The 22409-nt window shown below is 70.9% G+C and carries 22 protein-coding genes; 8 read left to right on the top strand and 14 right to left on the bottom strand.

Annotated elements, in window-relative coordinates:
- Window positions 1–50 precede the first annotated feature (50 nt).
- Entirely contained in the window at window positions 51–221 is a 171-nt protein-coding gene (locus tag AB0N04_RS24525; RefSeq protein WP_360218483.1) for a hypothetical protein, read from the bottom strand.
- A 455-nt stretch (window positions 222–676) separates the two neighbouring features.
- On the opposite strand from AB0N04_RS24525, the gene AB0N04_RS24520 reads away from it, so the two are divergent.
- Complete coding sequence (locus AB0N04_RS24520) at window positions 677–2014, top strand: hypothetical protein (RefSeq protein WP_360218498.1); 1338 nt, start codon at window positions 677–679, stop codon at window positions 2012–2014.
- 1 nt (window position 2015) lies between these two features.
- On the opposite strand, the gene AB0N04_RS24515 is transcribed toward AB0N04_RS24520, so the two are convergent.
- Entirely contained in the window at window positions 2016–2549 is a 534-nt protein-coding gene (locus AB0N04_RS24515; RefSeq protein WP_360218486.1) for an NUDIX hydrolase, read from the bottom strand.
- 223 nt (window positions 2550–2772) lie between these two features.
- Between AB0N04_RS24515 and AB0N04_RS24510 the strand changes: the two genes are divergently transcribed.
- Window positions 2773–3660 carry a hypothetical protein gene (locus tag AB0N04_RS24510; RefSeq protein ID WP_360218489.1) on the top strand — a complete coding sequence of 296 codons (888 nt, stop codon included), beginning with the start codon at window positions 2773–2775 and terminating at the stop codon, window positions 3658–3660.
- A gap of 220 nt (window positions 3661–3880) precedes the next feature.
- Here AB0N04_RS24510 and AB0N04_RS24505 read toward each other — a convergent pair whose 3' ends face one another.
- From AB0N04_RS24505 to AB0N04_RS24470, 8 genes are read right to left on the bottom strand one after another with little or no spacing between them, the layout of a single operon-like run.
- Window positions 3881–4267: a metal-sulfur cluster assembly factor gene (locus AB0N04_RS24505; protein WP_363365260.1), complete on the bottom strand. Its 387-nt coding sequence runs from the start codon at window positions 4265–4267 to the stop codon at window positions 3881–3883.
- A gap of 21 nt (window positions 4268–4288) precedes the next feature.
- The gene (sufU, locus tag AB0N04_RS24500) at window positions 4289–4741 is read right to left on the bottom strand and encodes a Fe-S cluster assembly sulfur transfer protein SufU (RefSeq protein ID WP_360222691.1); all 453 of its coding nucleotides are present in this window, start codon (window positions 4739–4741) and stop codon (window positions 4289–4291) included.
- 16 nt (window positions 4742–4757) lie between these two features.
- The gene (locus AB0N04_RS24495) at window positions 4758–6017 is read right to left on the bottom strand and encodes a cysteine desulfurase (protein ID WP_360222688.1); all 1260 of its coding nucleotides are present in this window, start codon (window positions 6015–6017) and stop codon (window positions 4758–4760) included.
- The gene (gene sufC, locus AB0N04_RS24490) at window positions 6014–6778 is read right to left on the bottom strand and encodes a Fe-S cluster assembly ATPase SufC (RefSeq protein ID WP_360222685.1); all 765 of its coding nucleotides are present in this window, start codon (window positions 6776–6778) and stop codon (window positions 6014–6016) included. Before sufC ends, AB0N04_RS24495 begins: the two co-directional genes overlap by 4 nt.
- Before the next feature lie 6 nt (window positions 6779–6784).
- Window positions 6785–7102, bottom strand: a complete 318-nt coding sequence (locus AB0N04_RS24485) for a bifunctional 3-phenylpropionate/cinnamic acid dioxygenase ferredoxin subunit (RefSeq protein ID WP_360222682.1) — start codon at window positions 7100–7102, stop codon at window positions 6785–6787.
- Between the two features lie 5 nt (window positions 7103–7107).
- Window positions 7108–8355 carry a Fe-S cluster assembly protein SufD gene (gene sufD, locus AB0N04_RS24480; protein ID WP_360222679.1) on the bottom strand — a complete coding sequence of 416 codons (1248 nt, stop codon included), beginning with the start codon at window positions 8353–8355 and terminating at the stop codon, window positions 7108–7110.
- A 56-nt stretch (window positions 8356–8411) separates the two neighbouring features.
- Window positions 8412–9827 (bottom strand): Fe-S cluster assembly protein SufB, encoded by a 1416-nt coding sequence (gene sufB / locus AB0N04_RS24475; RefSeq protein ID WP_360222676.1) that lies wholly within the window; start codon window positions 9825–9827, stop codon window positions 8412–8414.
- Window positions 9828–9836: 9 nt separating this feature from the next.
- The gene (locus tag AB0N04_RS24470; protein ID WP_360222700.1) at window positions 9837–10679 is read right to left on the bottom strand and encodes a helix-turn-helix domain-containing protein; all 843 of its coding nucleotides are present in this window, start codon (window positions 10677–10679) and stop codon (window positions 9837–9839) included.
- 164 nt (window positions 10680–10843) lie between these two features.
- Here AB0N04_RS24470 and AB0N04_RS24465 point away from each other — a divergent pair, with 164 nt between their 5' ends.
- Window positions 10844–11770: an ABC transporter ATP-binding protein gene (locus AB0N04_RS24465; protein WP_360222673.1), complete on the top strand. Its 927-nt coding sequence runs from the start codon at window positions 10844–10846 to the stop codon at window positions 11768–11770.
- Between the two features lie 77 nt (window positions 11771–11847).
- On the top strand, window positions 11848–12567 hold the full coding sequence (locus tag AB0N04_RS24460) for an ABC transporter permease (protein WP_360222697.1): 720 nt from the start codon (window positions 11848–11850) through the stop codon (window positions 12565–12567).
- Between the two features lie 142 nt (window positions 12568–12709).
- Here AB0N04_RS24460 and AB0N04_RS24455 read toward each other — a convergent pair whose 3' ends face one another.
- Window positions 12710–13441, bottom strand: coding sequence for an LAETG motif-containing sortase-dependent surface protein (locus AB0N04_RS24455; RefSeq protein WP_360222670.1), 732 nt, complete (start codon window positions 13439–13441; stop codon window positions 12710–12712).
- Between the two features lie 343 nt (window positions 13442–13784).
- Entirely contained in the window at window positions 13785–15179 is a 1395-nt protein-coding gene (locus AB0N04_RS24450) for a choice-of-anchor A family protein (RefSeq protein WP_360222667.1), read from the bottom strand.
- Between the two features lie 300 nt (window positions 15180–15479).
- On the opposite strand from AB0N04_RS24450, the gene AB0N04_RS24445 reads away from it, so the two are divergent.
- On the top strand, window positions 15480–16430 hold the full coding sequence (locus AB0N04_RS24445; protein WP_360222694.1) for a COX15/CtaA family protein: 951 nt from the start codon (window positions 15480–15482) through the stop codon (window positions 16428–16430).
- A 151-nt stretch (window positions 16431–16581) separates the two neighbouring features.
- Window positions 16582–17532 (top strand): radical SAM protein, encoded by a 951-nt coding sequence (locus tag AB0N04_RS24440; RefSeq protein ID WP_360222664.1) that lies wholly within the window; start codon window positions 16582–16584, stop codon window positions 17530–17532.
- A gap of 130 nt (window positions 17533–17662) precedes the next feature.
- On the opposite strand, the gene AB0N04_RS24435 is transcribed toward AB0N04_RS24440, so the two are convergent.
- Entirely contained in the window at window positions 17663–18001 is a 339-nt protein-coding gene (locus tag AB0N04_RS24435; RefSeq protein WP_360216062.1) for a hypothetical protein, read from the bottom strand.
- Between the two features lie 72 nt (window positions 18002–18073).
- On the opposite strand from AB0N04_RS24435, the gene AB0N04_RS24430 reads away from it, so the two are divergent.
- Window positions 18074–18715, top strand: a complete 642-nt coding sequence (locus AB0N04_RS24430; RefSeq protein ID WP_360216059.1) for a DUF2461 domain-containing protein — start codon at window positions 18074–18076, stop codon at window positions 18713–18715.
- 119 nt (window positions 18716–18834) lie between these two features.
- On the opposite strand, the gene AB0N04_RS24425 is transcribed toward AB0N04_RS24430, so the two are convergent.
- Window positions 18835–19782: a heme o synthase gene (locus AB0N04_RS24425; protein ID WP_360216056.1), complete on the bottom strand. Its 948-nt coding sequence runs from the start codon at window positions 19780–19782 to the stop codon at window positions 18835–18837.
- Window positions 19783–20245: 463 nt separating this feature from the next.
- Here AB0N04_RS24425 and tkt point away from each other — a divergent pair, with 463 nt between their 5' ends.
- Window positions 20246–22345, top strand: a complete 2100-nt coding sequence (gene tkt, locus AB0N04_RS24420; RefSeq protein WP_360216053.1) for a transketolase — start codon at window positions 20246–20248, stop codon at window positions 22343–22345.
- The last annotated feature ends 64 nt before the right edge of the window (window positions 22346–22409 follow it).

Raw genomic sequence — 22409 nt, 5'->3', positions numbered from 1 at the left:
GGGGCGGGAGCCCGCTCGGTGCGCACCCCCGCCCCTGGGATGACCGGGGCCTACGCGACGTCGGTCAGGTTGCCGTCACCGCCGGGCCACGGCGCGTCGCCCGAGGAACCGGCGTTGTCGGAACGGAGGCTGTCGTACCTGTCCTGGACCGCGGTCAACTCCTCGACCGCGACCAAGAGTCCGTTCTCCTCAGGCGCCGGCCGATCCGTGCGGTTCTCCATGTGGTGCTCCTTCCGTCATGGCTTCCGCCTCCCTGAGCGGAAAATCCGAGGTGAATCGTTCGGATACTTGAGCGTGGGGCTGTCGACGACACCGACCGCGGGGGATGACGCGGTCGGCGCCGCCGATCCTCCTGGCCGAGATTCCGGACGTGGCCAGGTGGAGCTTGAAGTGGGTCAGATGGGCCGGGCGGCGTCGTCACCAGCTGGTCAGCGGCGGACTCGAACCACATGACCCTGCCTGTCCCGAGCGGCTGCCATCCCCACGAGTCCGAGAGTCCTTCGATCCGGATCAGCCCACGTCCACCAACACGGACCACCCCCTCTGGCTCCCCCAGGTCCCCGGGCTTGCCCCGGAGGACTCCCAGGATTTCCGGTCGAGCAGTTCCGCGATAAGGGCCAGATGATTACCCACCGTGGGTAAACTCGCATTCAGTTAAGGTGCGTGACACGGAGTGATGATTTTCGCGGTGCTGGGGGTACCGGACATGACCCACTCGACACCAGGACCCGGCCTGTCGAGCCGACTGCTGGCCGACCCCGAGATGGCGGCAGCCTGCCGGTCCCGGAACTTCACCGAGATCTTTCGACTGGCCAAGGCCAGAGGTGGCTTCCACCCGTCCCGCATCGCCAGGGCCTGTGAGTTGACCCCCAGCCGCGTCGGCGAGGTCATCGCGGGACGCCGAGAGATCACCAACATGAACGTCGTCGAGCGCATCGCGGACGGTCTCCGAATCCCGGGGCACATGGTCGGCCTTGCTCCCCGCGCCTGGGAACGCCGAGAGGCCGCGGTTCACCCCGTACCACTGGCCGGACTGTCAGCGACCCCACCCGCGGATTCGGTGCTGCCAGGCCGAGAGCTGGACGACATCCTCGCCATAGCGGCCAGCGCCCGAGTCACGCCAACGGTTCTCCGGTCCCTCCAAGCCTCGATCGAGGACTACTGGCGACGCGACGACGAGCACGGTGGCGAAGCCCTCCGGCCCGCCGTCATGGGTCAACTGCGATACGTTCTGAGTGTTCTGCGCGACACGGCCGATCCGAGCCACCAGCGCAGCTTGCGCGGGATCGCGGCCGAACTCGCGCGCCTCACCGGCTGGACGTACTTCGATGCCTGCCAGTACAGCACGGCCCGAAGCTACTTCACCGAGGCGCTGCGCCTGGCGCGCGAGATTGACGACCGGCCGTTCATCGCCAACGTGCTCTCCTGCCTCAGCCTTCAGGCCACTTACGAGGACAAGACACGCGAAGCGATCATCCTGGCCAGGGCCGCCCAGGACAGCGCACGACTTGACGGCGGCACGCCGCGGTTGATGGCGATGCTGTCCATGCGGGAAGCCTTCGGCCACGCCAGCGCACACGACCAGGAAGCCGCCCACCGCGCGATCGAGGATGCGGGGCGCCACTTCGATCGAATCGATCCAGCAGACGACGATCCGGCATGGGTCCAGTACTTCGATCGGACGAAGCTCACCGTCGATGCGGGCATCGCACTGGGACAGCTCGGCGACGCCGCAGCCGCCGAACCACTCATCGAGGAAGCCCTGAGAACCGAAGTGAGCACCAACCAACGCGGACGGGCGTTCCACGCCTACTGGCTAGCGCGCATCCAACTTCAACGCGGAGCAGTCGAGTTGGCGTGCAATACGGCCAGTGAAGCGCTCAGCTCGGCAACCAGGGCGGGGTCTCCGCGAGTGGCCGCGCACCTTCAGGAGTTCCGTCATCTACTGGCGCCCTACCGCAGCACCCGGCCGGCCGCCGAGATATCGGCGCGAATCCAGGAGATGCGCGACTGAGCTACGAGCCAGCCTCGTCGAGCAGCAGGTACAACACCCCGACCAGCGAGCCGCTGCTGACGATCTCCCGGCGATCGATCATGCCGCGCAGCTCGGAGAGCGGGATCCACTCGATCCGGTCGGACTCGTTGCGCTCAGTCGGCGGCCCGACGCACTCGATGGCGTCGGCTCGGAAGACAAAGTGCTCCGAGTCGGTGATCCCGTTCGCCGGCTGAGCGTAAATCAGCGACTTGACCTTCCCGACCGTCCAGCCGGTCTCCTCCAGTACCTCACGAGCAGCGGCCTCGGCGGGCGACTCGCCTGCCTCGATCAGGCCCATGGGCAACTCCCACGCCCACGAGTCGGTGATGAACCGGTGCCGCCACATCATCAGCACCTGCTTCCGGTCGTTCACCACTGCCGCCACCGCCAGGTGCCGCAGCTTGAGCACATGGTGCTCCCAGCGATGCCCGTCCGGTTGCTCGACATCGACCAGCCACACGTTCACCCAGGGGTTTTCGTAGATCGGACGTTCCCCATGGATCTTCCACTGCATCGCTGCGGCCCCTCTCGACGGACCTTCAGCATGTCAGACCCGAACAGCCATCGGACACGGTTCCACCCGACAACGCCGGTGACTGATTACCCGTCAAGCAGGCTTTCCCGAAGGCGGCTTTCCTACCTGGCGGCTGTGGTACGTTCTGCAACCGAACAGAAAATAGGCGACCCCGGCAGCGCGCCAACGCTCCGGGGTCCGGCAACAGGAGCTGACACTCCCGATGCGCGTCCATCGTAGCGCCCACGTGCGCAACTTCACCGTGCTACCCAACGCCGTGCTCCAGTACCGGCGGTTGAGCTACACCGCCCGAGGCCTGCTCGCGGACCTCCTCTCCCGCCCCGACGGCTGGCGCGAGGACGGACGACACATGGCCGACAGCAGTCCGCAGGGGCGTGGCGCCGTCCGCAAGGCCCTGAAGGAGCTGACCGAGGCCGGGTACTACCGGGTCGAGAAGATCCGCATGCCCGACGGCACGATCATCACCGAAACCCACGTCTACGACACCCCACACCCCATGGCGCCGCCGGGTACCACCCGTCCGGCGCCCGGTGAAGCGGCAACCGGCCCTGCTGGCAGCCCTGTTGTAAAGAACCGGCAGCAAGAACCCTCCCTCCCCGCAGGCCCGGCAGACGAAAGCGACCGAGGAGGAGGGGAGGAACCGCCCGAGATCCGCGAGGCGGTCGCCACCCTGTTCCGGGTGATCCGCCCCGAGCCCCGACTGCGCCTGGGCGAGGCCGAAGCCGCCGAACTCGCGCCCCTCGTCGCACAGTGGCTGCAACGCGGCGCGACCCACGCCGACCTCGCCCACGCCCTGCTGCCGGGCCTGCCCACCCCGGTGCACTCGGCGGCCGCCGTGCTCCGCTACCGCCTGGAGCACAAGGTGCCGCCCGCCCGGCCCGTTGGACGGCCACCGGCCCGGTACGTCGAGTGCGCCGAGTGCCACGACCCAGTGCCACGACCGGGCGTCTGCCGCCCGTGCGCCGGTCTGACCACCCGAACCCTCACGGCCCACAAGGGCACGGACGTGGCCACAGCAGGTGCCGCCCGAGTCCGAGCTGCCCTGCACTCCGCGATGACCGGCAGCCGACCTGCACACATCGCCGCCTGAGACACGCTGTCCCACCGGCCCGAAGGGGCACCCGCAGGAGCACGCGGCGAGGCCCGGGGCGGGCACCCGCCGACAGGCGGGTGGGGGGTGGCCGGTGGGGAACGGCGGTGAACCTGCTCAACGAAGCAGATCACGCGCGGGTGTTCACCCCGGAAACGCCGCTGCCGCGCGAACCCCGGGGGGGTTCGCGCGGCAGCGGAACGACGATCGACCGGTGACCTCAGACGTTGAAGCCGAGGGCGCGGAGCTGCTCGCGGCCGTCGTCGGTGATCTTGTCGGGGCCCCACGGCGGCATCCAGACCCAGTTGATGCGCAGGTCCTTCACCAGGCCGTCGGTGGCGGTCCGGGCCTGGTCCTCGATGACGTCGGTCAGCGGGCAGGCCGCCGAGGTGAGCGTCATGTCGATGGTGGCCACGTCGTCCTCGTCGATGTGGACGCCGTAGATCAGGCCCAGGTTGACGACGTCGATGCCCAGTTCGGGGTCGACGACGTCCATCAGGGCCTCGGTCAGGTCCTCGACGGAGACGGTGCCGGCGGTGGTGCCGACGATGCCGCCCTGGGCCTCCTCCGCAGCGGGGGCCGGGGCGCCGGTGGTTTCGTCACTCATGGTCTGTCCTCCTCTGCGGGTTCAGTCGTTCACGGCGGGGTGCTGGGCGAGCGCCTGGGCGGTGGCGTCCTTCCAGGCCATCCAGCTGAGCAGGGCGCACTTGACCCGGGCCGGGTACTTGGAGACGCCGGCGAACGCGACCGCGTCCTCCAGCACCTCCTCGTCTCCCTCACCCTGGCCCTTGCTCTGCATCAGCTCCAGGAAGGCCTCCTGGACGGCCTGCGCCTCGCCGACGGTCCGGCCGACGACCAGGTCGTTCAGCACCGAGGCGCTGGCCTGGCTGATCGAGCAGCCCTGGGACTCGTAGGAGACGTCGACGACGGTCGAGCCGTCCAGCTTCACCCGCAGGGTGATCTCGTCACCGCAGGTCGGGTTGACGTGGTGCACCTCGGCGTCGCCGTCCCGCAGCCCCTTGCCGTGGGGGTTGCGGTAGTGGTCCAGGATGATGTCCTGGTACATCGAGTCGAGCTTCATGTCCTGGGCCGTCCCGTCAGCCGAAGAAGTTCCGGACGTGGTGCAGGCCGTCGATCAGCGCGTCGACCTCGCCCGGCGTCGAGTACAGGTAGAACGACGCCCGCGTGGTCGCCGGAATTCCGTACCGCAGGCAGACCGGCCGCGCGCAGTGGTGGCCGACGCGCACGGCGATGCCCTGCTCGTCCAGCACCTGGCCCACGTCGTGCGGGTGGATGTCCCCGAGCGTGAAGGAGATCGCCGCACCGCGGTCGACGGCCGTGCGCGGGCCGATGATCCGCAGGTCGGGGACCTCGAGCAGGCGCTCGACGGCGTACTCGGTGATCGCGTGCTCGTGGGCGGCGATCTTCTCCATGCCGATGCCGGACAGGTAGTCGATGGCCGCGCCGAGCCCGACCGCCTGGGCGATCGGCGGGGTGCCGGCCTCGAACTTGTGCGGCGCCGGGGCGTAGGTGGACGAGCCCATGGTGACGGTCTCGATCATCTCGCCGCCGCCGAGGAACGGCGGGAGGTCCTCCAGCAGCTCCTGGCGGCCCCAGAGCACGCCGATGCCGGTCGGGGCCAGCATCTTGTGGCCGGTGAAGGCGACGAAGTCGGCCTCCAGCGCCTGGACGTCGAGCACCATGTGCGGCGCGGCCTGCGAGGCGTCGATGACGACCAGCGCGCCGACCGACTGGGCCTTGCGGACGATCGTCTCGACCGGGTTGACGGTGCCGAGCAGGTTGGAGACCAGGGTGAAGGAGACCACCTTGGTCTTCTCGGTGATCAGCTCGTCGATGTTCGACAGGTCGAGCCGGCCCTCGTCGGTGAGCCCGAACCACTTCAGCTTCGCGCCGCTGCGCTGCGAGAGCAGCTGCCACGGGACGATGTTGGAGTGGTGCTCCATCTCCGTGATGACGATCTCGGAGTCGGCGTCCACCCGGTACGGCTCGTCGGCCCAGGCCAGCATGTTGGCGACGAGGTTGAGCGACTCCGAGGCGTTCTTGGTGAAGATCACCTCGTTGCGGCTCGGCGCGTTGACGAAGGCCGCGACCTTGTCCCGGGCGCCCTCGTACAGCGCGGTGGCCTCCTCGGCGAGCACGTGCACGCCGCGGTGGACGTTGGCGTTGTGCCGCTCGTAGTAGGCGTTGAGCGCCTCCAGCACCTGGCGCGGCTTCTGCGACGTCGCCGCGTTGTCCAGGTAGACCAGCGGCTTGTCGTCGTGCAGCAGCCGCTGCAGGACCGGGAAGTCCTTCCGGATCGCGTCGGTGTCGAGCAGACCCGTGAACGCGTGCGTCACGCGGACGCGCCCCCCTTCACATAAGCCTCGTAGCCCTCGTTCTCCAGCTTGTCGGCCAGCTCGGCACCGCCGGACTCGACGATGCGGCCGCCCGCGAAGACGTGGACGTAGTCGGGCTTGATGTACCGCAGGATGCGGGTGTAGTGGGTCACCAGCAGGGTGCCGACCTCGCCGGTCGAGCGGACCCGGTTGATGCCCTCGGAGACGATCCGCAGCGCGTCGACGTCGAGGCCGGAGTCGGTCTCGTCGAGGATCGCGATCTTCGGCTTGAGGAGCTCCAGCTGGAGGATCTCGTGGCGCTTCTTCTCGCCGCCGGAGAAGCCCTCGTTGACGTTGCGCTCGGCGAACGCCGGGTCCATCTGGAGGGCCGACATCGCCTCCTTGACCTCCTTGACCCACAGCCGCAGCTTGGGGGCCTCGCCGCGGACGGCGGTGGCGGCGGTGCGCAGGAAGTTGCTGACCGAGACGCCGGGGACCTCGACCGGGTACTGCATGGCCAGGAAGACGCCGGCCTTGGCGCGCTCGTCGACGGACATCTCGAGGACGTCCTCGCCGTCCAGCAGCACGGTGCCGCCGGTGACGGTGTACTTGGGGTGGCCGGCCAGCGAGTAGGCGAGGGTGGACTTGCCGGAGCCGTTCGGACCCATGATGGCGTGGGTCTCGCCCTGCTTCACGGTCAGGTCGACGCCCTTCAGGATCTCGCGCGGGCCGTTCTCGGCGTCGACGGAGACGTGCAGGTCGCGGATTTCAAGGGTTGCCATGTGTACTCAGGACTCCTGGTTGACGGAGACGAGCACATCGTCCCCTTCGATCTTTACGGGGTAGACAGCGACCGGCTTGGTGGCGGGCAGGCCGGAGGGCTTGCCGGTGCGCAGGTCGAAGCTGGAGCCGTGCAGCCAGCACTCGATCATGCAGTCCTCGACCTCACCCTCGGCGAGCGAGACGTTCGCGTGCGAGCAGGTGTCGTTGATCGCGAACACCCCCTCGTCGGTGCGGACGATGGACACCGGCACGCCGTTGAGGTCCACGCGCTTGGGCACGTCCTCCTGGAGGTCGTTCAGCGCGCAGGCACGGAGAAACGTCATGGGTGTCAGACCGCCGATTCCAGCTCGGACTCGATCTTCTCCATGAGCTGCTCCTGCACCTCGGCGACGCCGATCTGCTGGAGCAGCTCGGCGAAGAAGCCGCGCACCACCAGGCGGCGGGCCTCGTCGGCCGGGATGCCGCGGGCCTGCAGGTAGAAGAGCTGCTCGTCGTCGAAGCGGCCGGTCGCCGAGGCGTGGCCGGCGCCGACGATCTCGCCGGTCTCGATCTCCAGGTTCGGGATCGAGTCGACCCGGGCGCCGTCGGTGAGCACCAGGTTCCGGTTGAGCTCGTAGGTGTCGGTGCCGAGCGCGGCGGCACGGATCAGCACGTCGCCGACCCAGACGGCGTGCGCGTCCTGGCCCTGCAGCGCGCCCTTGTAGGCCACGTTCGACCGGCAGTGCGGCGTGTCGTGGTCGATCACCAGGCGGTGCTCCAGGTGCTGGCCGGCGTCGGCGAAGTAGAGGCCGAACAGCTCGGCCTCGCCGCCGGGGGCCGCGTAGTTGACCCGCGGGTGGAGGCGGACGAGGTCCCCGCCGAAGGTCACCACGACGGACTTGTACGAGGCGTCCCGGCCGACCAGCGCGTTGTGCTGGGCGACGTGGACGGCGTCGCGGTCCCAGTCCTGGACCGAGACGAAGGTGAGCTTGGCGCCGTCGCCGACCAGCAGCTCGACGTTGGCGGCCCGGGTGCCGGTGCCGGCGTGGTTGATCACCACGACGGCCTCGGCGAACGGCTTGACGTCGATCACCACGTGGGCGAAGCGGACGCCGCCCTCGCCGCGGACGTCGATCTTGACCGGCTCGGTGAGCACCGCGTCCTTGGGGACGGTGACCACGAGCGCCTGCTCGAACCCGCTGAACGCCTGCGCGGCGACCCGGTCGACCGGGGTGCCGGCCTTGCCCAGGCGGGCGTCGTCGCGCCCGACGGTCTCGGCGGTGACGCCGTCCGGGAGCACGAACTCGACCTTGTCGCTGCCCTGCTCGGCCTGGGCCGCGGTGCCGTCGTGCAGCCCGCCGAGGCGGTGCAGCGGGGTGAACCGCCAGTCCTCCTCGCGGCCGGTGGGCACCGGGAAGTCGTTGACGTCGAAGGACGGCTTGACCGCGACGCGCGCGTCGATCGGCTGCTTGACCGTGCTGCGGCCGGTGCCCGGGCCGGCGAGCTGCGCGCCGGCGCCGGCGGTGCCGACCTCGATCGAGCCGGCGGTGGTGGAGCCGGGGGTGTTCGCGGGGACATTCAGGGGCGTGTCAGCCATGGCTGTTCGTCGTGCTCTCTTCCTCGAAAAGTCGGTGGGGCGGTCTGCGGCGGACGTCAGCCGACCGCACCCTCCATCTGCAGCTCGATCAGCCGGTTGAGCTCCAGCGCGTACTCCATCGGCAGCTCGCGCGCGATCGGCTCGACGAAGCCGCGCACGATCATGGCCATCGCCTCGGTCTCGGTGAGGCCGCGGCTCATCAGGTAGAACAGCTGGTCCTCGCTGACCTTGGAGACCGTCGCCTCGTGGCCCATGGACACGTCGTCCTCGCGGACGTCCACGTACGGGTAGGTGTCCGAGCGGGAGACGGTGTCGACGAGCAGCGCGTCGCACAGCACGTTGGACTTGGCGCCGTGCGAGCCCTCGCCGATCTCGATCAGGCCGCGGTAGGAGGTCCGGCCGCCGCCGCGCGCCACCGACTTGGAGACGATGTGCGAGGAGGTGTTCGGCGCCATGTGCACCATCTTGGCGCCGGCGTCCTGGTGCTGGCCCTCGCCCGCGAAGGCGATCGACAGGGTCTCGCCCTTGGCGTGCTCGCCCATCAGGTAGACGGCCGGGTACTTCATGGTGACCTTGGAGCCGATGTTGCCGTCGATCCACTCCATGGTCGCGCCCTCGTACGCCACGGCGCGCTTGGTGACCAGGTTGTAGACGTTGTTCGACCAGTTCTGGATCGTCGTGTAGCGGCAGCGGCCGCCCTTCTTGACGATGATCTCCACGACCGCGGAGTGCAGCGAGTCGGAGGAGTAGATCGGCGCGGTGCAGCCCTCGACGTAGTGGACGTAGGCGTCCTCGTCGACGATGATCAGCGTCCGCTCGAACTGGCCCATGTTCTCGGTGTTGATCCGGAAGTAGGCCTGCAGCGGGATGTCGACCCGCACGCCCTTCGGCACGTAGATGAACGAGCCGCCGGACCACACCGCGGTGTTCAGCGCGGCGAACTTGTTGTCGCCGGCCGGGATGACGGTGCCGAAGTACTCGTGGAACAGCTCCGGGTGCTCGCGCAGCGCGGTGTCGGTGTCCAGGAAGATGACGCCCTGCTCCTCCAGGTCCTCACGGATCTGGTGGTAGACGACCTCGGACTCGTACTGGGCGGCGACACCGGCGACGAGGCGCTGCTTCTCGGCCTCCGGGATGCCCAGCTTGTCGTAGGTGGCCTTGATGTCGGCGGGCAGGTCCTCCCAGGACTCGGCCTGCTTCTCGGTGGAGCGGACGAAGTACTTGATGTTGTCGAAGTCGATGCCGGTGAGGTCGGAGCCCCAGGTCGGCATGGGCTTCTTGCCGAAGAGCTTCAGGCCCTTGAGGCGCAGGTTGAGCATCCACTCGGACTCGTTCTTCTTCGCCGAGATGTCGCGGACGACGTCCTCGCTGAGCCCGCGCTTGGCCGCGGCACCGGCGGTGTCCGGGTCGGCCCAGCCGTACTCGTAATTGCCGAGGCCTTCGAGCTCGGGGTGCGAAACGGTGTCAGTCATGCGAGCTTCCTAACGCGCGGACGCTGAATCTTCGGTGGACGTACCGGCAGTCGGCGCTGCATCGGAGCCGTGGCCCGCGGAACGCTGGGCGGGCGACGATGCGGCACCGGGTGCCGGCACATAGGTGGTGCAGACCCCGTCGCCGTGGGCGATGGTGGCCAGCCGTTGCACATGGGTGCCCAGGAGCTGGGAGAAGACCTCGGTCTCCGCCTCGCAGAGCTGCGGGAACTGCTCGGCGATGTGCGCGACCGGGCAGTGGTGCTGGCAGAGCTGGGTGCCCGCCGGGGCCTTCGCCACGGCCGACGGGACCCGCCGCACCGTGGCAGCGTACCCGTCGGCGCTCAGGGCCTGGGCGAGGGCCTCGGCCCGCTCCCCGGCCCCGGCGCTCCGCACGGCCTCCAGGTACCTCTCGCCCTGCTTGCCGAACCGGGCCCGGGCGAAGGCGGCGACCGCCTCCTCGCCGGCGGTGCCGCCGCCGACCGAGTCGGAGATCCAGCGCAGGGCGTCGGCGGCCAGCTGGTCGTACGCCTGGTAGAAGGCGTCCCGGCCGCCGTCGGTGAGGGCGAAGACCTTGGCCGGACGGCCCCGGCCGCGGCTGCCGTAGACCCGCTGTTCGCGGGACTCGACCAGGCCGGCGGCGGCGAGCCCGTCCAGGTGACGGCGGACGGCGGCGGCGGTGAGGCCGAGGCGGCTCGCCAGGTCGGCGGCCGAGGAGGGGCCGTGGTCCAGGATCGACCGGGCGACCCGGTCGCGGGTGGCCCGGTGGCCGTCCAGCAGCACCTCGGCGGCCGTCACGGGCACGTCACAGCCGGGGGCCGACTCGGCCTCCTGCTGGGTGGCGTGCTCGCGCATGTTTTTCACAACACCAGTGTTGCGTAATTACTTCCGACAGGACAAGCCGTGATCCAGGCCTCACCCGTGTCATCTGTCACGCAGGTAAGCCTTACCTGACCTGGGAAAACGATCACCGAGGGCGGCGTGGGGGCCGGGCGTTCGGCCCTCTTACACTCGCCGGTATGCATTCCGAACCCGCGGTCCAGATCGCCGGGCTGGTCAAGCGCTACGGTGACAAGGCCGCGGTGGACGGCCTCGACCTCACCATCGCGGCCGGCGCGATCACCGCCGTCCTCGGCCCCAACGGCGCCGGCAAGACCACCACCATCGAGACCTGCGAGGGCTACCGCCGGCCCGACGCCGGCACCGTCCGCGTCCTCGGCCTCGACCCGGTCGCCCAGAACGCCGCCCTGCGCCCGCGGATCGGCGTCATGCTGCAGTCCGGCGGCGTGTACGCGGGCGCGCGCGCCGTCGAGATGCTGCGGCACACCGCCAGGCTGCACGCCCACCCGCTGGACGTCGACGCGCTGGTCGAACGGCTCGGCCTGGGCTCCTGCGGCCGCACCACCTACCGCCGGCTGTCCGGCGGCCAGCAGCAGCGGCTCGCGCTGGCCATGGCCGTGGTCGGCCGCCCCGAACTGGTCTTCCTCGACGAGCCCACCGCCGGCCTCGACCCGCAGGCCCGGCACGCCACCTGGGAGCTGGTCCGCGACCTGCGCCGGGACGGCGTCACCGTGGTCGTGACCACCCACCACATGGACGAGGCCGAGCAGCTCGCCGACCAGGTGGCCGTCGTCGACCGCGGCCGGGTGATCGCCACCGGCAGCCCCGACGAACTGTGCCGCGGCGGCTCCGAGAACGCGCTCTGCTTCGACGGCCCGCCCGGGCTCGACCTCGGCCCGCTGCTCAAGGAGCTGCCCGAAGGCGCCACCGCCGTCGAGACCGGCCCCGGCGCCTACCGCGTCGAGGCGGCCGTCGACCCCCAGCTGCTGGCCACCGTCACCGGCTGGTGCGCGGCCTCCGGCATCCTGCCCGAGCGGCTGTCCGTGCGGCGCCGCAGCCTCGAAGACGTCTTCCTCGACCTGACCGGACGGGACCTCCGCTCGTGAGCACGACCGACGTGACCGGCGCCCGCGCGGCCGCCACCGACTACTCCCCCGCGCCCGGTCCGGCCCCGGTCGGCCGGATGCTGCTCGCCCAGACCGCCTTCGAGACCAGGATGCTGCTGCGCAACGGTGAGCAGCTGCTGCTCACCGTGGTCATCCCGACCGTGCTGCTGGTGCTGTTCTCGGCCGTGGACATCGTCGCGGTGGAGGGCCCCGGCGAGCGGGTCGACTTCCTGGCCCCCGGCCTGCTGGCGCTCGCCGTGATGTCCACGGCCTTCACCGGCCAGGCCATCGCCACCGGGTTCGAGCGCCGCTACGGCGTGCTGAAGCGGCTCGGCGCCAGCCCGCTGCCGCGCTGGGCGCTGCTGACCGCGAAGACCGGTTGCGTGCTGGTCACCGAGGCGCTGCAGGTCGCGCTGCTGTCGGTGATCGCGCTGGCGCTCGGCTGGTCCCCGCAGGGCGACCCGCTGAGCGTCGCCGCGCTGCTGGTCCTCGGCACCGCCGCCTTCTCCGGGCTCGGGCTGCTGATGGCCGGCACGCTGAAGGCCGAGGCCACCCTGGCCGCCGCGAACCTGGTGTTCGTCCTGCTGCTGCTGGCCGGCGGGGTGGTCGTGCCGCTGAGCCGGTTCCCGGACGCCGTGCGGTCGGTGCTGGAGCTGCTGCCGATCTCCGCGCTCTCGGACGGCCTGCGCTCGGTGCTGCAGCACGGGGCCGGGGTGCCGTGGTCGGACCTCGGGCTGCTGGCCGGCTGGTCGGTGCTCGGACTGGCCGCCGCCGCCCGGTTCTTCCGCTGGGAGTAGGGCCCGCTTCTCCGGCGGGGAGCAGGGTCCGCCCGCCTCCCCCGCGACGACACGCGACCGCCCCCCGGCCAGGCTGGCCGGGGGGCGGTCCGCTGTCCGCCGTCAGCGGTGAGCCGTCAGCAGTGAGCGGTTCGCGAGGGCGTCAGCCCTGGCTGCCGTTGCGGCGCTTGCGGGCCAGCAGGACGAGCGCGCCGCCGACCAGCAGCACGCCGCCGCCGGCCGCCGCGATCATCGGGGTGGCGTCGCTGCTACCGGTCTGCGCGAGCACCGGGCCGTTGGTGGTGGGCACCGGGACGGGGGCCGCGGTGGTGGTCCGGCTCGGGGTCGGCGTGGCCGACGGGCTCGGGGTGGCCGACGGGCTGCTGCTCGGGGTGGTGGGCGGCACGGTCGGCGTCGGGGTCGGCGTGGGGGTCACCGTCGGCGTCGGGGTCGGCGTCGGGGTGGTGGTCTTGGTGGGCGTGGGCGTCGGCGTGGGAGTCGGCGTCGGCGTCGGCGTCGGCGTGTGGCACGGCTCGATCGTCTTGGTCTCGTCGAGGTTCCAACCCTTCTCGTTGGGCGTCTCCGTGGTCTTCACCACGAGGGTCGCCTTGATCGGGGCGGAGTGGTCCTTCACCGGGAAGGTGCCGTGGAACTCCTTGGGGAACGTCTTGTCCAGCACCTTCTCGCCGTCGATGGTGAGGCTGACGGTGTTCGTCACGCCGGCCTTGTCGCTGTAGTTGATCAGGTCGACCACGACCTTGTCGCAGGTCACCTTCCAAGTCGGCACGTGGGCCGAGGCGTTGCCGGCCAGAGCCAGGGGCAGGAGAAAACCGGCCGTCGCCGTACCGGCGAGTGCCGCCGCCCCGATCCCGATGTGCCGCCGCTGTCGCGCCATTACGCTGTTCCCCTCCGAACGGTCTTGTGCAGCAGGCGTGTTGAGTGGATCGCGGTGGCCCGCTACGACTGTCCGGGGGACTCTACCGGCACTTCCGCACCTCACCACACCCCGCCGCACGACCGGATTTCGTCTGTCGGTCCGATCCCTGATGTGCATGACCAGCCCATCACAGCCGCCACCTCGCAGAACGCGGAATCGGCGGACTTGAATGAACTTCGTCACCTCCAGACAGAACGGCGCCCGCGGTGATCGGGTTCAGTCACCGCGGGCGCCGGGCCGGGACCGCTCCGGAATCCCCGCGGGCGGGGATTCCGGGGCCCTGGTGCCGGTCGACGAACGGTCAGGCCTTCCGGGCCGCCCGCCGCCGGGTGGCGACGACGATCCCGCCGCCGGCCGCGAGCACCAGCGCACCGCCGATCGCCAGCGGAAGGACCGGGCCGGAGCCGGTGTGCGCGAGGTTGCCGCCCGCGTCGGTCCGCGGGGACGGGCTGCCCGACGCGGAGGCCTGGACGGCCGGCGCACCCGCCGTACCCGTGGCCGACGGGGCGGCCGGGCTGCCGCTCGCACCGGGCTTGCCGCCCGCCGGGGCGGACGACGTGGCCGAGGGGCTCGCCGAGCCGCCGGGGGCGGTCGGGGTGCCCGACGCGCCGGGGGTGGCGCTCGCGCTCGGCGCGGTGGTCGCCGACGGCGACCCGCTCGGCACCACCGGCGGCACGGTGGGCGTGGCGGTCGGCGTCGGGAGGACGGCCGGCAGGCAGCCGGTGAAGGGGTAGTGGTGCGTCTCCGCGCCCGCCGTGCCGGTCAGCGAGGCGACGATGACCGACCCGTTGACCGGGGCCCCGCCGGACGGCTTCCCCCCGTTGACCCCGGGGGTGTTCAGGGAGAGCGCGGCGTTCGGCGCCAGGACGGTACCGGCCCAGGCGGTGTCGCCCTTCTTGGTCACCTTGGTCGCGGTGGGGAAGTTCCAGAGCAGCTTGGCCCGGATCGCGCCGCCGGCCGCGCTCTGGCTCTTGTCGTCCAGGACGAAGGCCGACTTGCCCTCGTCCCAGAGGAAGAACCCGCTCGTCCCGGCGGCCGCCATGTCGTAGGAGCCACCGGTCACGTTGACGACGGCCACCGAGCCGACGGGCACCTTGACGTAGACCTCCTTGGCGCCCTGCAGCTTCGCGGCGTCGACGGTGAAGGCGTTGTACGCGGCGTCGGCGCCGGTGAGGGTGAGCTTGACGCCCTCGGCCCGCACGGTGGCACCGGCGGTCTGCGGGGCGGCGGCCAGCGCGGTCGAGGCGGCGCGCAGCTTGGCGAACTCGGCCTTGAAGTCGATCGGCGAGGCGCCCTGGGTGATAGCGCCCTGGTGCGCCTGGACGACGGCGCCCTCGGCCTTGGCACCGTAGACGCCGTTGCCCTTCATGACCTGGGTGTTGTGGCCGGTGATCCGGCCGGCGACGACCAGCGCGTTCTTGCCGGGCAGGGCGTCCACCTCGGCGGCGGAGAGCTCCTGACCGACCGAGAAGCCGCCGGTGAAGTCGGCGTTGCCGCCGACCGCGACGGCGCCCTCGGCGTCGGGGGTGTGGGTGTCGTCGCCCTCGACGAACTCGCCGTAGAGGTTGGCGACGCCGAGGCTGCGGCACTCCTGGGCGGGGGCGGGGCCGGCGGCGTGGGCGGCCGGGGCGGCGAGACCGGCCAGGGCGAGCGAACCGCCGACCGCGAGCGCGGCGGCGGACGTGGGTATGCGCATGTGCAGAATCTCCGCTTGCGTGCGGGCGTCGATGGGAGAGGCCCGAAATGGTATGGACCAAAGCCGCACTCTCTCGACCCCGACCGCAATTGGTCAAGACCATTGCACGCCGTGACCGGAATGCACCTTCTGTCCCGCGTGTCTCGGTCTGCGTGTCGCCGGCCCCGCCCGACACGGCACCCCACCGACGCCGCGCGCCGCCCCCGCCCCGCCCCAAGATCGCCTGTAAGGCCGCCTACGATTGACCCCGTGCCTAACCCCTTCTCCCTGCTCGCCGACCGCTGGCAGCCCTCCGCCGCGATGGTCCGGCGCGCCGCGTTCGCCGCGCTGGTGATGAGCGTGGTGATCGTCGTCACCGGCGGCGCCGTCCGCCTCACCGCCTCCGGCCTCGGCTGTACCACCTGGCCCCGCTGCACCGACGAGAGCCTGACGCCGACCGCCGAGATGGGCTTCCACGGCGTCGTCGAGTTCACCAACCGGATGCTCACCTACGTGCTGAGCGCCGCGGTCGGCTGGGCCATCCTGGCCGCCCGCTGCCTCCCCTGGCCTTCGGCCGGGGGGACCTCCAAGCCCTGGCGGAGCAGCCTGACCAGGCTCGGCTGGGCGCAGTTCTGGCTGGTGATGAGCAACGCGGTGCTCGGCGGCATCACCGTGCTGACGGGCCTGAACCCGTACACGGTGGCGCTGCACATGATCGCCGCGATGGCGCTGGTCTGGGTCGCACTGCTGATGTGGGAGCGGAGCAAGGAGGGCGACGGCCCGGCGAAGCTGTCGGTCGCCCGCCCGATCCACCGGCTGTCCTACGTCCTGGTGGCGGTCGTCGGCCTGCTGGTCGCCGCCGGCACCCTGGTCACCGGCGCCGGCCACCACCCGGGCACGCCGAAGGACAACAAGATCGTCCCGCGGATCCCGATCGACTACGACAGGCTGGCCCAGTTCCACGCCGACTTCGCCTTCGTGTCGGTGGGCCTGACCATCGCGCTGATCTTCGTCCTCGCCGCCGTCAAGGCCCCGCCCGCGGCCAAGGCCCGCACGAAGGAACTGCTGGCGGTACTGCTGCTCCAGGGTGTGCTGGGCTTCGTCCAGTACTTCACCGACGCCCCCGAGCTCATGGTCGGCCTCCACATGCTCGGCGCGAGCCTCACCTGGATCGCCGCCCTGAGGATCCCCCTCGCCCTGCGCGTGCGGGAGGCCGAGGAGACCGCGGCCGCCACCCCGGCCCCGCGGACCCCCGAGACCGCCACCGCCTGAGCAGAAGCAGGACCCACGCCGAAGGCCCCCATCCGAGCGGGATGGGGGCCTTCGCCGTCATCACAGCAGCCGTCGGCCGTCATGGGTACGGATCATCTCCGCCGCGTCGTCCCGAAGCGCATCCAGGACCCGGACGGCATAGACCTCGGCCATGCTCCAGCCGACCAGCTTCTGCAACCTCGACTGCACCTATTGCTACCTGCCGCACCGTGACCGGCGGAACCACATGACCGTCGAGGTCGCGAGCGCCGTGGCCGACTCGCTCGCCGAGTTCGCCGGCCGCGACCCGGACCGGCCCCTGGACGTCGTCTGGCATGCCGGTGAGCCGCTGACTCTGGGCGTGCGCCGCTTCGCCGAGCTGCTCGCCCCGTTCGAGCCGTTGCGACGGGCCGGCCTGGTGCATCACTACGTACAGACCAACGCCACGCTGGTCACCGACGCCTGGTGCGACTTCCTCACCGCACACCGGTTCCGCGTGGGCGTCAGCATCGACGGCCCGGCCACCCTCAACGCCCAACGCATCGACCGCAGGGGCAAGGCTGCCTTCGACCGCATCGTGAAAGGCATCGCCCGACTGCGTGCGGCAGGCATCGCCTTCTCGGTGATCGCCGTGGTCACGACGGACAGCATCGGCCACCCCGAGGAACTCCTCGAATTCCTCGCCGGGCTCGGATGTCACAGCATCGGCATCAACATCGAGGAGGCCGAGGGGATCATCACCAGGACGGCCGACGGATCGGCCTGCACGTCGACAACTGGGACAAGCTGCCGTACCGCGAGAAGCACCGGGGCCGGCGACGACTCTGCCTCAACCTCGGCCCGGGCACCCGGTACATCCTGCTCGGCGATGTCGACATCCAGGCCATCTGTCGCACCGTCCACGACGACCACGAACGTCAGTACCCGCACACCGACGATCTTCGAAGCTACGTCGCCCGCCACGAGCCGCTGCGATGTTTCCGCATCCGCCTCGCACCCGGCGAGGGCTACATCGCCCCGACCGAGCTCATGCCACACGACGGCTCCACCGAGGACCAGCCGGAGCCGTCCACCGCGGCGTTCTGGCTCGGCCGATGGCCCCGAGGAGTCCTGCCGAGCCTGATCTGAGCGATGCCGGAGCACCGGTCCGGCCGGGCGTGGCGGGCGGTGTCCGGCCAGGCCCGGGCACCGCGCGCGGCGGCCCGGTTCCCCCGGGTGGGGGAACCGGGCCGCCGGTGTCGTGGGGGCGGGGCTCAGCCGCCGAGCTGGATGCCGGCCATCCGCTTCCACTCGTAGGAGCCGGTCTTCACCCTGAGGCCCAGCTCGCCCTCGAAGGAGTCGTGCAGGGTCAGGCCCGCGATCTCGACGGCCCGGCGGCCGACGGCGTAGCTGGGGGCGACCTGGTCGCCCCAGGCGCCGTCCGCGCCGACCACGGCGATCCGGGTGGCCACGGCGCCGACGTACTCGACGACCGCGTCGGCGCTGCCGCCGTGCTGCCGGGCGAAGCTGGTCAGGTTCTTGGCGATGCGCTTGGCGCGGCGCTCGGTGCGGGCGTCCGGCGCGGCGGCGGTGGCGGTCTCTGCGCTGCTCATGCCCGCATGCTACCCACCGGTAGTGGCGCTGGCGACGGGAGCGGCCTGTGCACCGGGCCACATACTGGAGGGGTGACGTTCCAAGGCTGGCCCGCCGAGGCGCTCGAGTTCTACGAGCACCTGGAGGCCGACAACTCGAAGACCTACTGGCAGGCCCACAAGGACCGGTACGAGGACGCCGTGCGGGCCCCGATGGAGCTGCTGCTCGCCGACCTGGAGCCCGAGTTCGGGCCCGCGAAGATCTTCCGCCCCAACCGGGACGTCCGGTTCAGCGCCGACAAGTCCCCGTACAAGACGCACATCGGCGCGCACCTGGAGGCCGGCGGCTACGTCCAGCTCTCCGCCGACGGCCTCGCCTGCGGCAACGGGATGTACCAGCTCGCCTCCGACCAGCTGGAGCGCTACCGCGCCGCCGTCGCCGAGGACGTGAGCGGCGCCGACCTGGAGCGGGTGATCGCCGCGGTGGAGAAGGACGGCCCGCAGGTGTTCGGCCGGGACAGCCTCAAGTCCGCCCCGCGCGGCTACCCCAAGGACCACCCGAGGATCGAGCTGCTGCGCCACAAGGGCCTGGTGGCCTGGCAGGAGTGGGAGCCGGCGAAGTGGCTGGGCACCCGCTCCGCCTACACCCGGATCACCGCCTTCCTGCGCGCCTCCCAGCCGCTGAAGGACTGGCTGGACGAGCGCGTCGGCCCCTCCGGGCTGCCCGCCCGCTGAAACGCGAGAGCCACCGAAACGCGAGAGCCCCCCGAACGTGCGAGCCGCCGAAACGCGAGACCCCCCGAACGCCGAGGAGCCCCGGTCCACCGGACCGGGGCTCCTCCGCGCTGCGCGCGCTACTTCACGAACGGGTCGATCGCGCAGACCACGAACAGCAGCGACAGGTAGGTGATCGACCAGTGGAACAGCCGCATCTCCTTGAGCTTGGCACCCACCACCCCGGCCTTGGCCCGGGCGTACAGGGCGTGCGCCTCGCGCAGCCACGCCGCGCCCAGCACGACCGCCGCCACCGGGTACAGCCAGCTCATGTGCCCGAGCGGCCACAGGGCCAGCGAGACGGCCACCATCACCCAGGAGTAGGCGACGACCTGCTTGCCGACGGCCACGTTCCCCTTGACCACCGGCAGCATCGGCACGCCGGCCCGCAGGTAGTCGTCGCGCACCTTCATCGACAGCACCCAGGTGTGCGGCGGCGTCCAGAAGAACACCACCAGGAACAGCACGACCGCCGCCCAGGACACCGAGTTGGTGACGGAGGACCAGCCGACCAGCACCGGCATGCAGCCGGCGATGCCGCCCCAGACGATGTTCTGCGAGGTGCGCCGCTTCAGCCCGAGCGTGTAGACGAAGACGTAGAACAGCAGGGCGCCCAGCGCCAGGCCGGACGAGAGCCAGTTGACGCCGAAGCCCAGCAGCAGGGTCGACACGACGGCGAGGACGACGCCGAACACCAGCGCCTCGCGCGGCGACACCATGCCGGTGACGATCGGACGGCGCTCGGTGCGCGACATCACCGCGTCGATGTCACGGTCGATGTACATGTTGAGGGCGTTGGCGCCGCCCGCCGAGAGGTAGCCGCCGACCACGACCTTGAGCACCAGCAGCATGTTCGGGACGCCCTGCTGGGCCAGGAACATCACCGGCACGGTGCTCATCAGCAGCAGCTCGATGATCCGGGGCTTGGTCAGTGCGACGAACGCGCCGACACGGGCCCCGATCGGCCGGTGCGCAGGCGTCGCCCCGGTGACCCCGGCGGGACGGGTTTCGACGGCGGTCACTAACACCCCAACTGAAGATGAATCCTCGCAGGCGTCCACAGGAACGAAGGGTCCCGAAATCGTCCGCTCTGCGCGTACCACGACACCATAGACGTTCCATATCTCCCCACCGGCTCCGGGGTCCCCCGGCGAGGCCGAACGCACACCCCCGGGTGAACCGACTGGGTGAACCGACGAACCCGCTCCGGCGCGCCCGCGGTCCCCCGTCCTGACCACCTGGGCGGCAGTGGCCGACAAACCAGGAGACCCTTGGACATAAGCAGGCAGAACGCCCTGGTGGGAATCACCATACGGAATTCCCGGTTGTCTCAGCACGGAGGGTGAGCCCCGGCCCGGGCGGTAGGCTCGCACGCAGAAGCGGGATCTACCCTCCGTGACCGGCACCATCCAGTGTCGAGACCACAGCGCCGTGGCCGACCCGGTCCCCATTCACGGGGTCACTCTTCAATGGAAGGAGCCCTGAGACAGGGTGAGCACGACGCCGACGAACGCATTCGAGTGGTCCGAGCTGGATGAGCGCACGGTTGACACCGCGCGGGTCCTGGCCATGGACGCCGTCCAGAAGGTCGGCAACGGACACCCCGGGACGGCCATGTCGCTGGCCCCGGCCGCGTACCTGATCTTCCAGCGGTTCCTGCGCCACGACCCGACCGACCCGTCCTGGGTCGGCCGCGACCGGTTCGTCCTCTCCCCCGGGCACACCAGCCTGACCCTCTACACCCAGCTCTACCTGTCCGGCTACGGCCTGGAGCTGGACGACCTCAAGGCCTTCCGCGTCGCGGGCAGCCGCACTCCGGGGCACCCGGAGCACGGCCACACCGCGGGTGTGGAGACCACCACCGGCCCCCTCGGCCAGGGCATCGCGAACGCGGTGGGCATGGCGATGGCCGCCCGCTACGAGCGCGGCCTGTTCGACCCGGACGCCGCCGCCGGCGAGAGCCCCTTCGACCACACGATCTGGGCCATCGTCTCCGACGGCGACCTGGAGGAGGGCATCTCCGCCGAGGCCTCCTCGCTGGCCGGCCACCAGAAGCTGGGCAACCTGGTCGCCCTGTACGACGACAACCACATCTCGATCGAGGGCGACACCGAGACCGCCTTCTCCGAGGACGTCCTCAAGCGCTACGAGGCGTACGGCTGGCACGTCCAGCGGGTCGTCCCGAAGGCCAACGGCGACATCGACGTCGCCGCCCTGGCCGAGGCGCTGGACGCCGCGAAGGCCGAGACCTCCCGCCCGTCGATGATCGCTATGCGCACGATCATCGCCTGGCCGGCCCCGGACGCCCAGAACACCGCCAAGGCCCACGGCTCCGCGCTCGGCGCCGCCGAGATCGCCGCCACCAAGAAGGTCCTGGGCTTCGACCCGGAGAAGACCTTCGAGGTCGCCGACAAGGTGATCGAGCACGCCCGCCTGGTCATCAAGCGCGGCAAGGCCGCCCGCGACCAGTGGCAGCAGTCCTTCGAGGCGTGGCGCGCCGCCAACCCGCACCGCGCCGCCGAGTTCGACCGCATCCAGGCCGGCGAACTGCCCGAGGGCTGGAAGAAGACCGTCCCGTCCTTCCCCGCCGGCAAGGAGGTCGCCACCCGCAAGGCCTCCGGCGAGACCCTCAAGGCGATCGGCGCGGTGATCCCGGAGCTGTGGGGCGGCTCGGCCGACCTCGCGGAGTCCAACCTCACCACCATCGACGAGGAGAGCTCGTTCCTGCCCGAGGGCAACCCGCTGAAGAGCGCGAGCCCGTACGGCCGGACGATCCACTTCGGCATCCGCGAGCACGCCATGGGCTCCACCATGAACGGCATCGCGCTGCACGGGAAGACCCGCGTGTACGGCGGCACCTTCCTGGTCTTCGCCGACTACATGCGCCCGGCCGTGCGCCTGGCCGCGCTGATGAAGCTGCCGGTCACCTACGTCTGGACGCACGACTCGATCGGCCTGGGCGAGGACGGCCCGACCCACCAGCCGGTCGAGCACCTGGCCTCGCTGCGCGCCATCCCGGGCCTGGCCATGGTCCGCCCGGCCGACGCCAACGAGACCGCCGTCGCCTGGCGCACCGTGATCGAGCGGCAGACCAGCCACCCCGGCCCGGTCGGCCTGGCGCTCACCCGCCAGAACGTCCCGACCTTCGACCGCGAGGTCTTCGGCTCCGCCGAGGGCACCGCGAAGGGCGCGTACGTCCTGGCCGAGGCGTCCACCGGCGACCCGCAGGTGATCCTGCTGGGCACCGGTTCGGAGGTCCAGCTGGCGGTCAACGCCCGCGAGGTGCTGGAGGCCGAGGGCATCGCCACCCGGGTCGTCTCGGTCCCGTCGTTCGAGTGGTTCCAGGAGCAGGACCAGGCCTACCGCGACAGCGTGCTGCCGCCGTCGGTCAAGGCCCGCGTGTCGGTCGAGGCCGGCATCGCCCAGGGCTGGCGCGAGCTGGTCGGCGACCACGGCCGGATCGTCTCGCTGGAGCACTTCGGCGCCTCCGCCGACTACAAGGTGCTGTTCGAGGAGTTCGGCCTGACCGCCGAGCGCGTGGTGGCCGAGGCGCACAACGCCCTGCGCTCCCTCGAGGCCGTCAACCGCTGACGCGTTCCGGGCCGGGCCCGAGACCCGCACGTCGAAGGCCCGGCCCCTCTGACTACCCCACGAA

It is taken from the genome of Kitasatospora sp. NPDC051702, from assembly GCF_040681575.1.
In the GTDB taxonomy this organism is placed as follows: Bacteria; Actinomycetota; Actinomycetes; order Streptomycetales; family Streptomycetaceae; genus Kitasatospora.
Note: the sequence above shows the minus strand (reverse complement) of the source record. Positions and strands in the feature narration are given on the sequence as shown.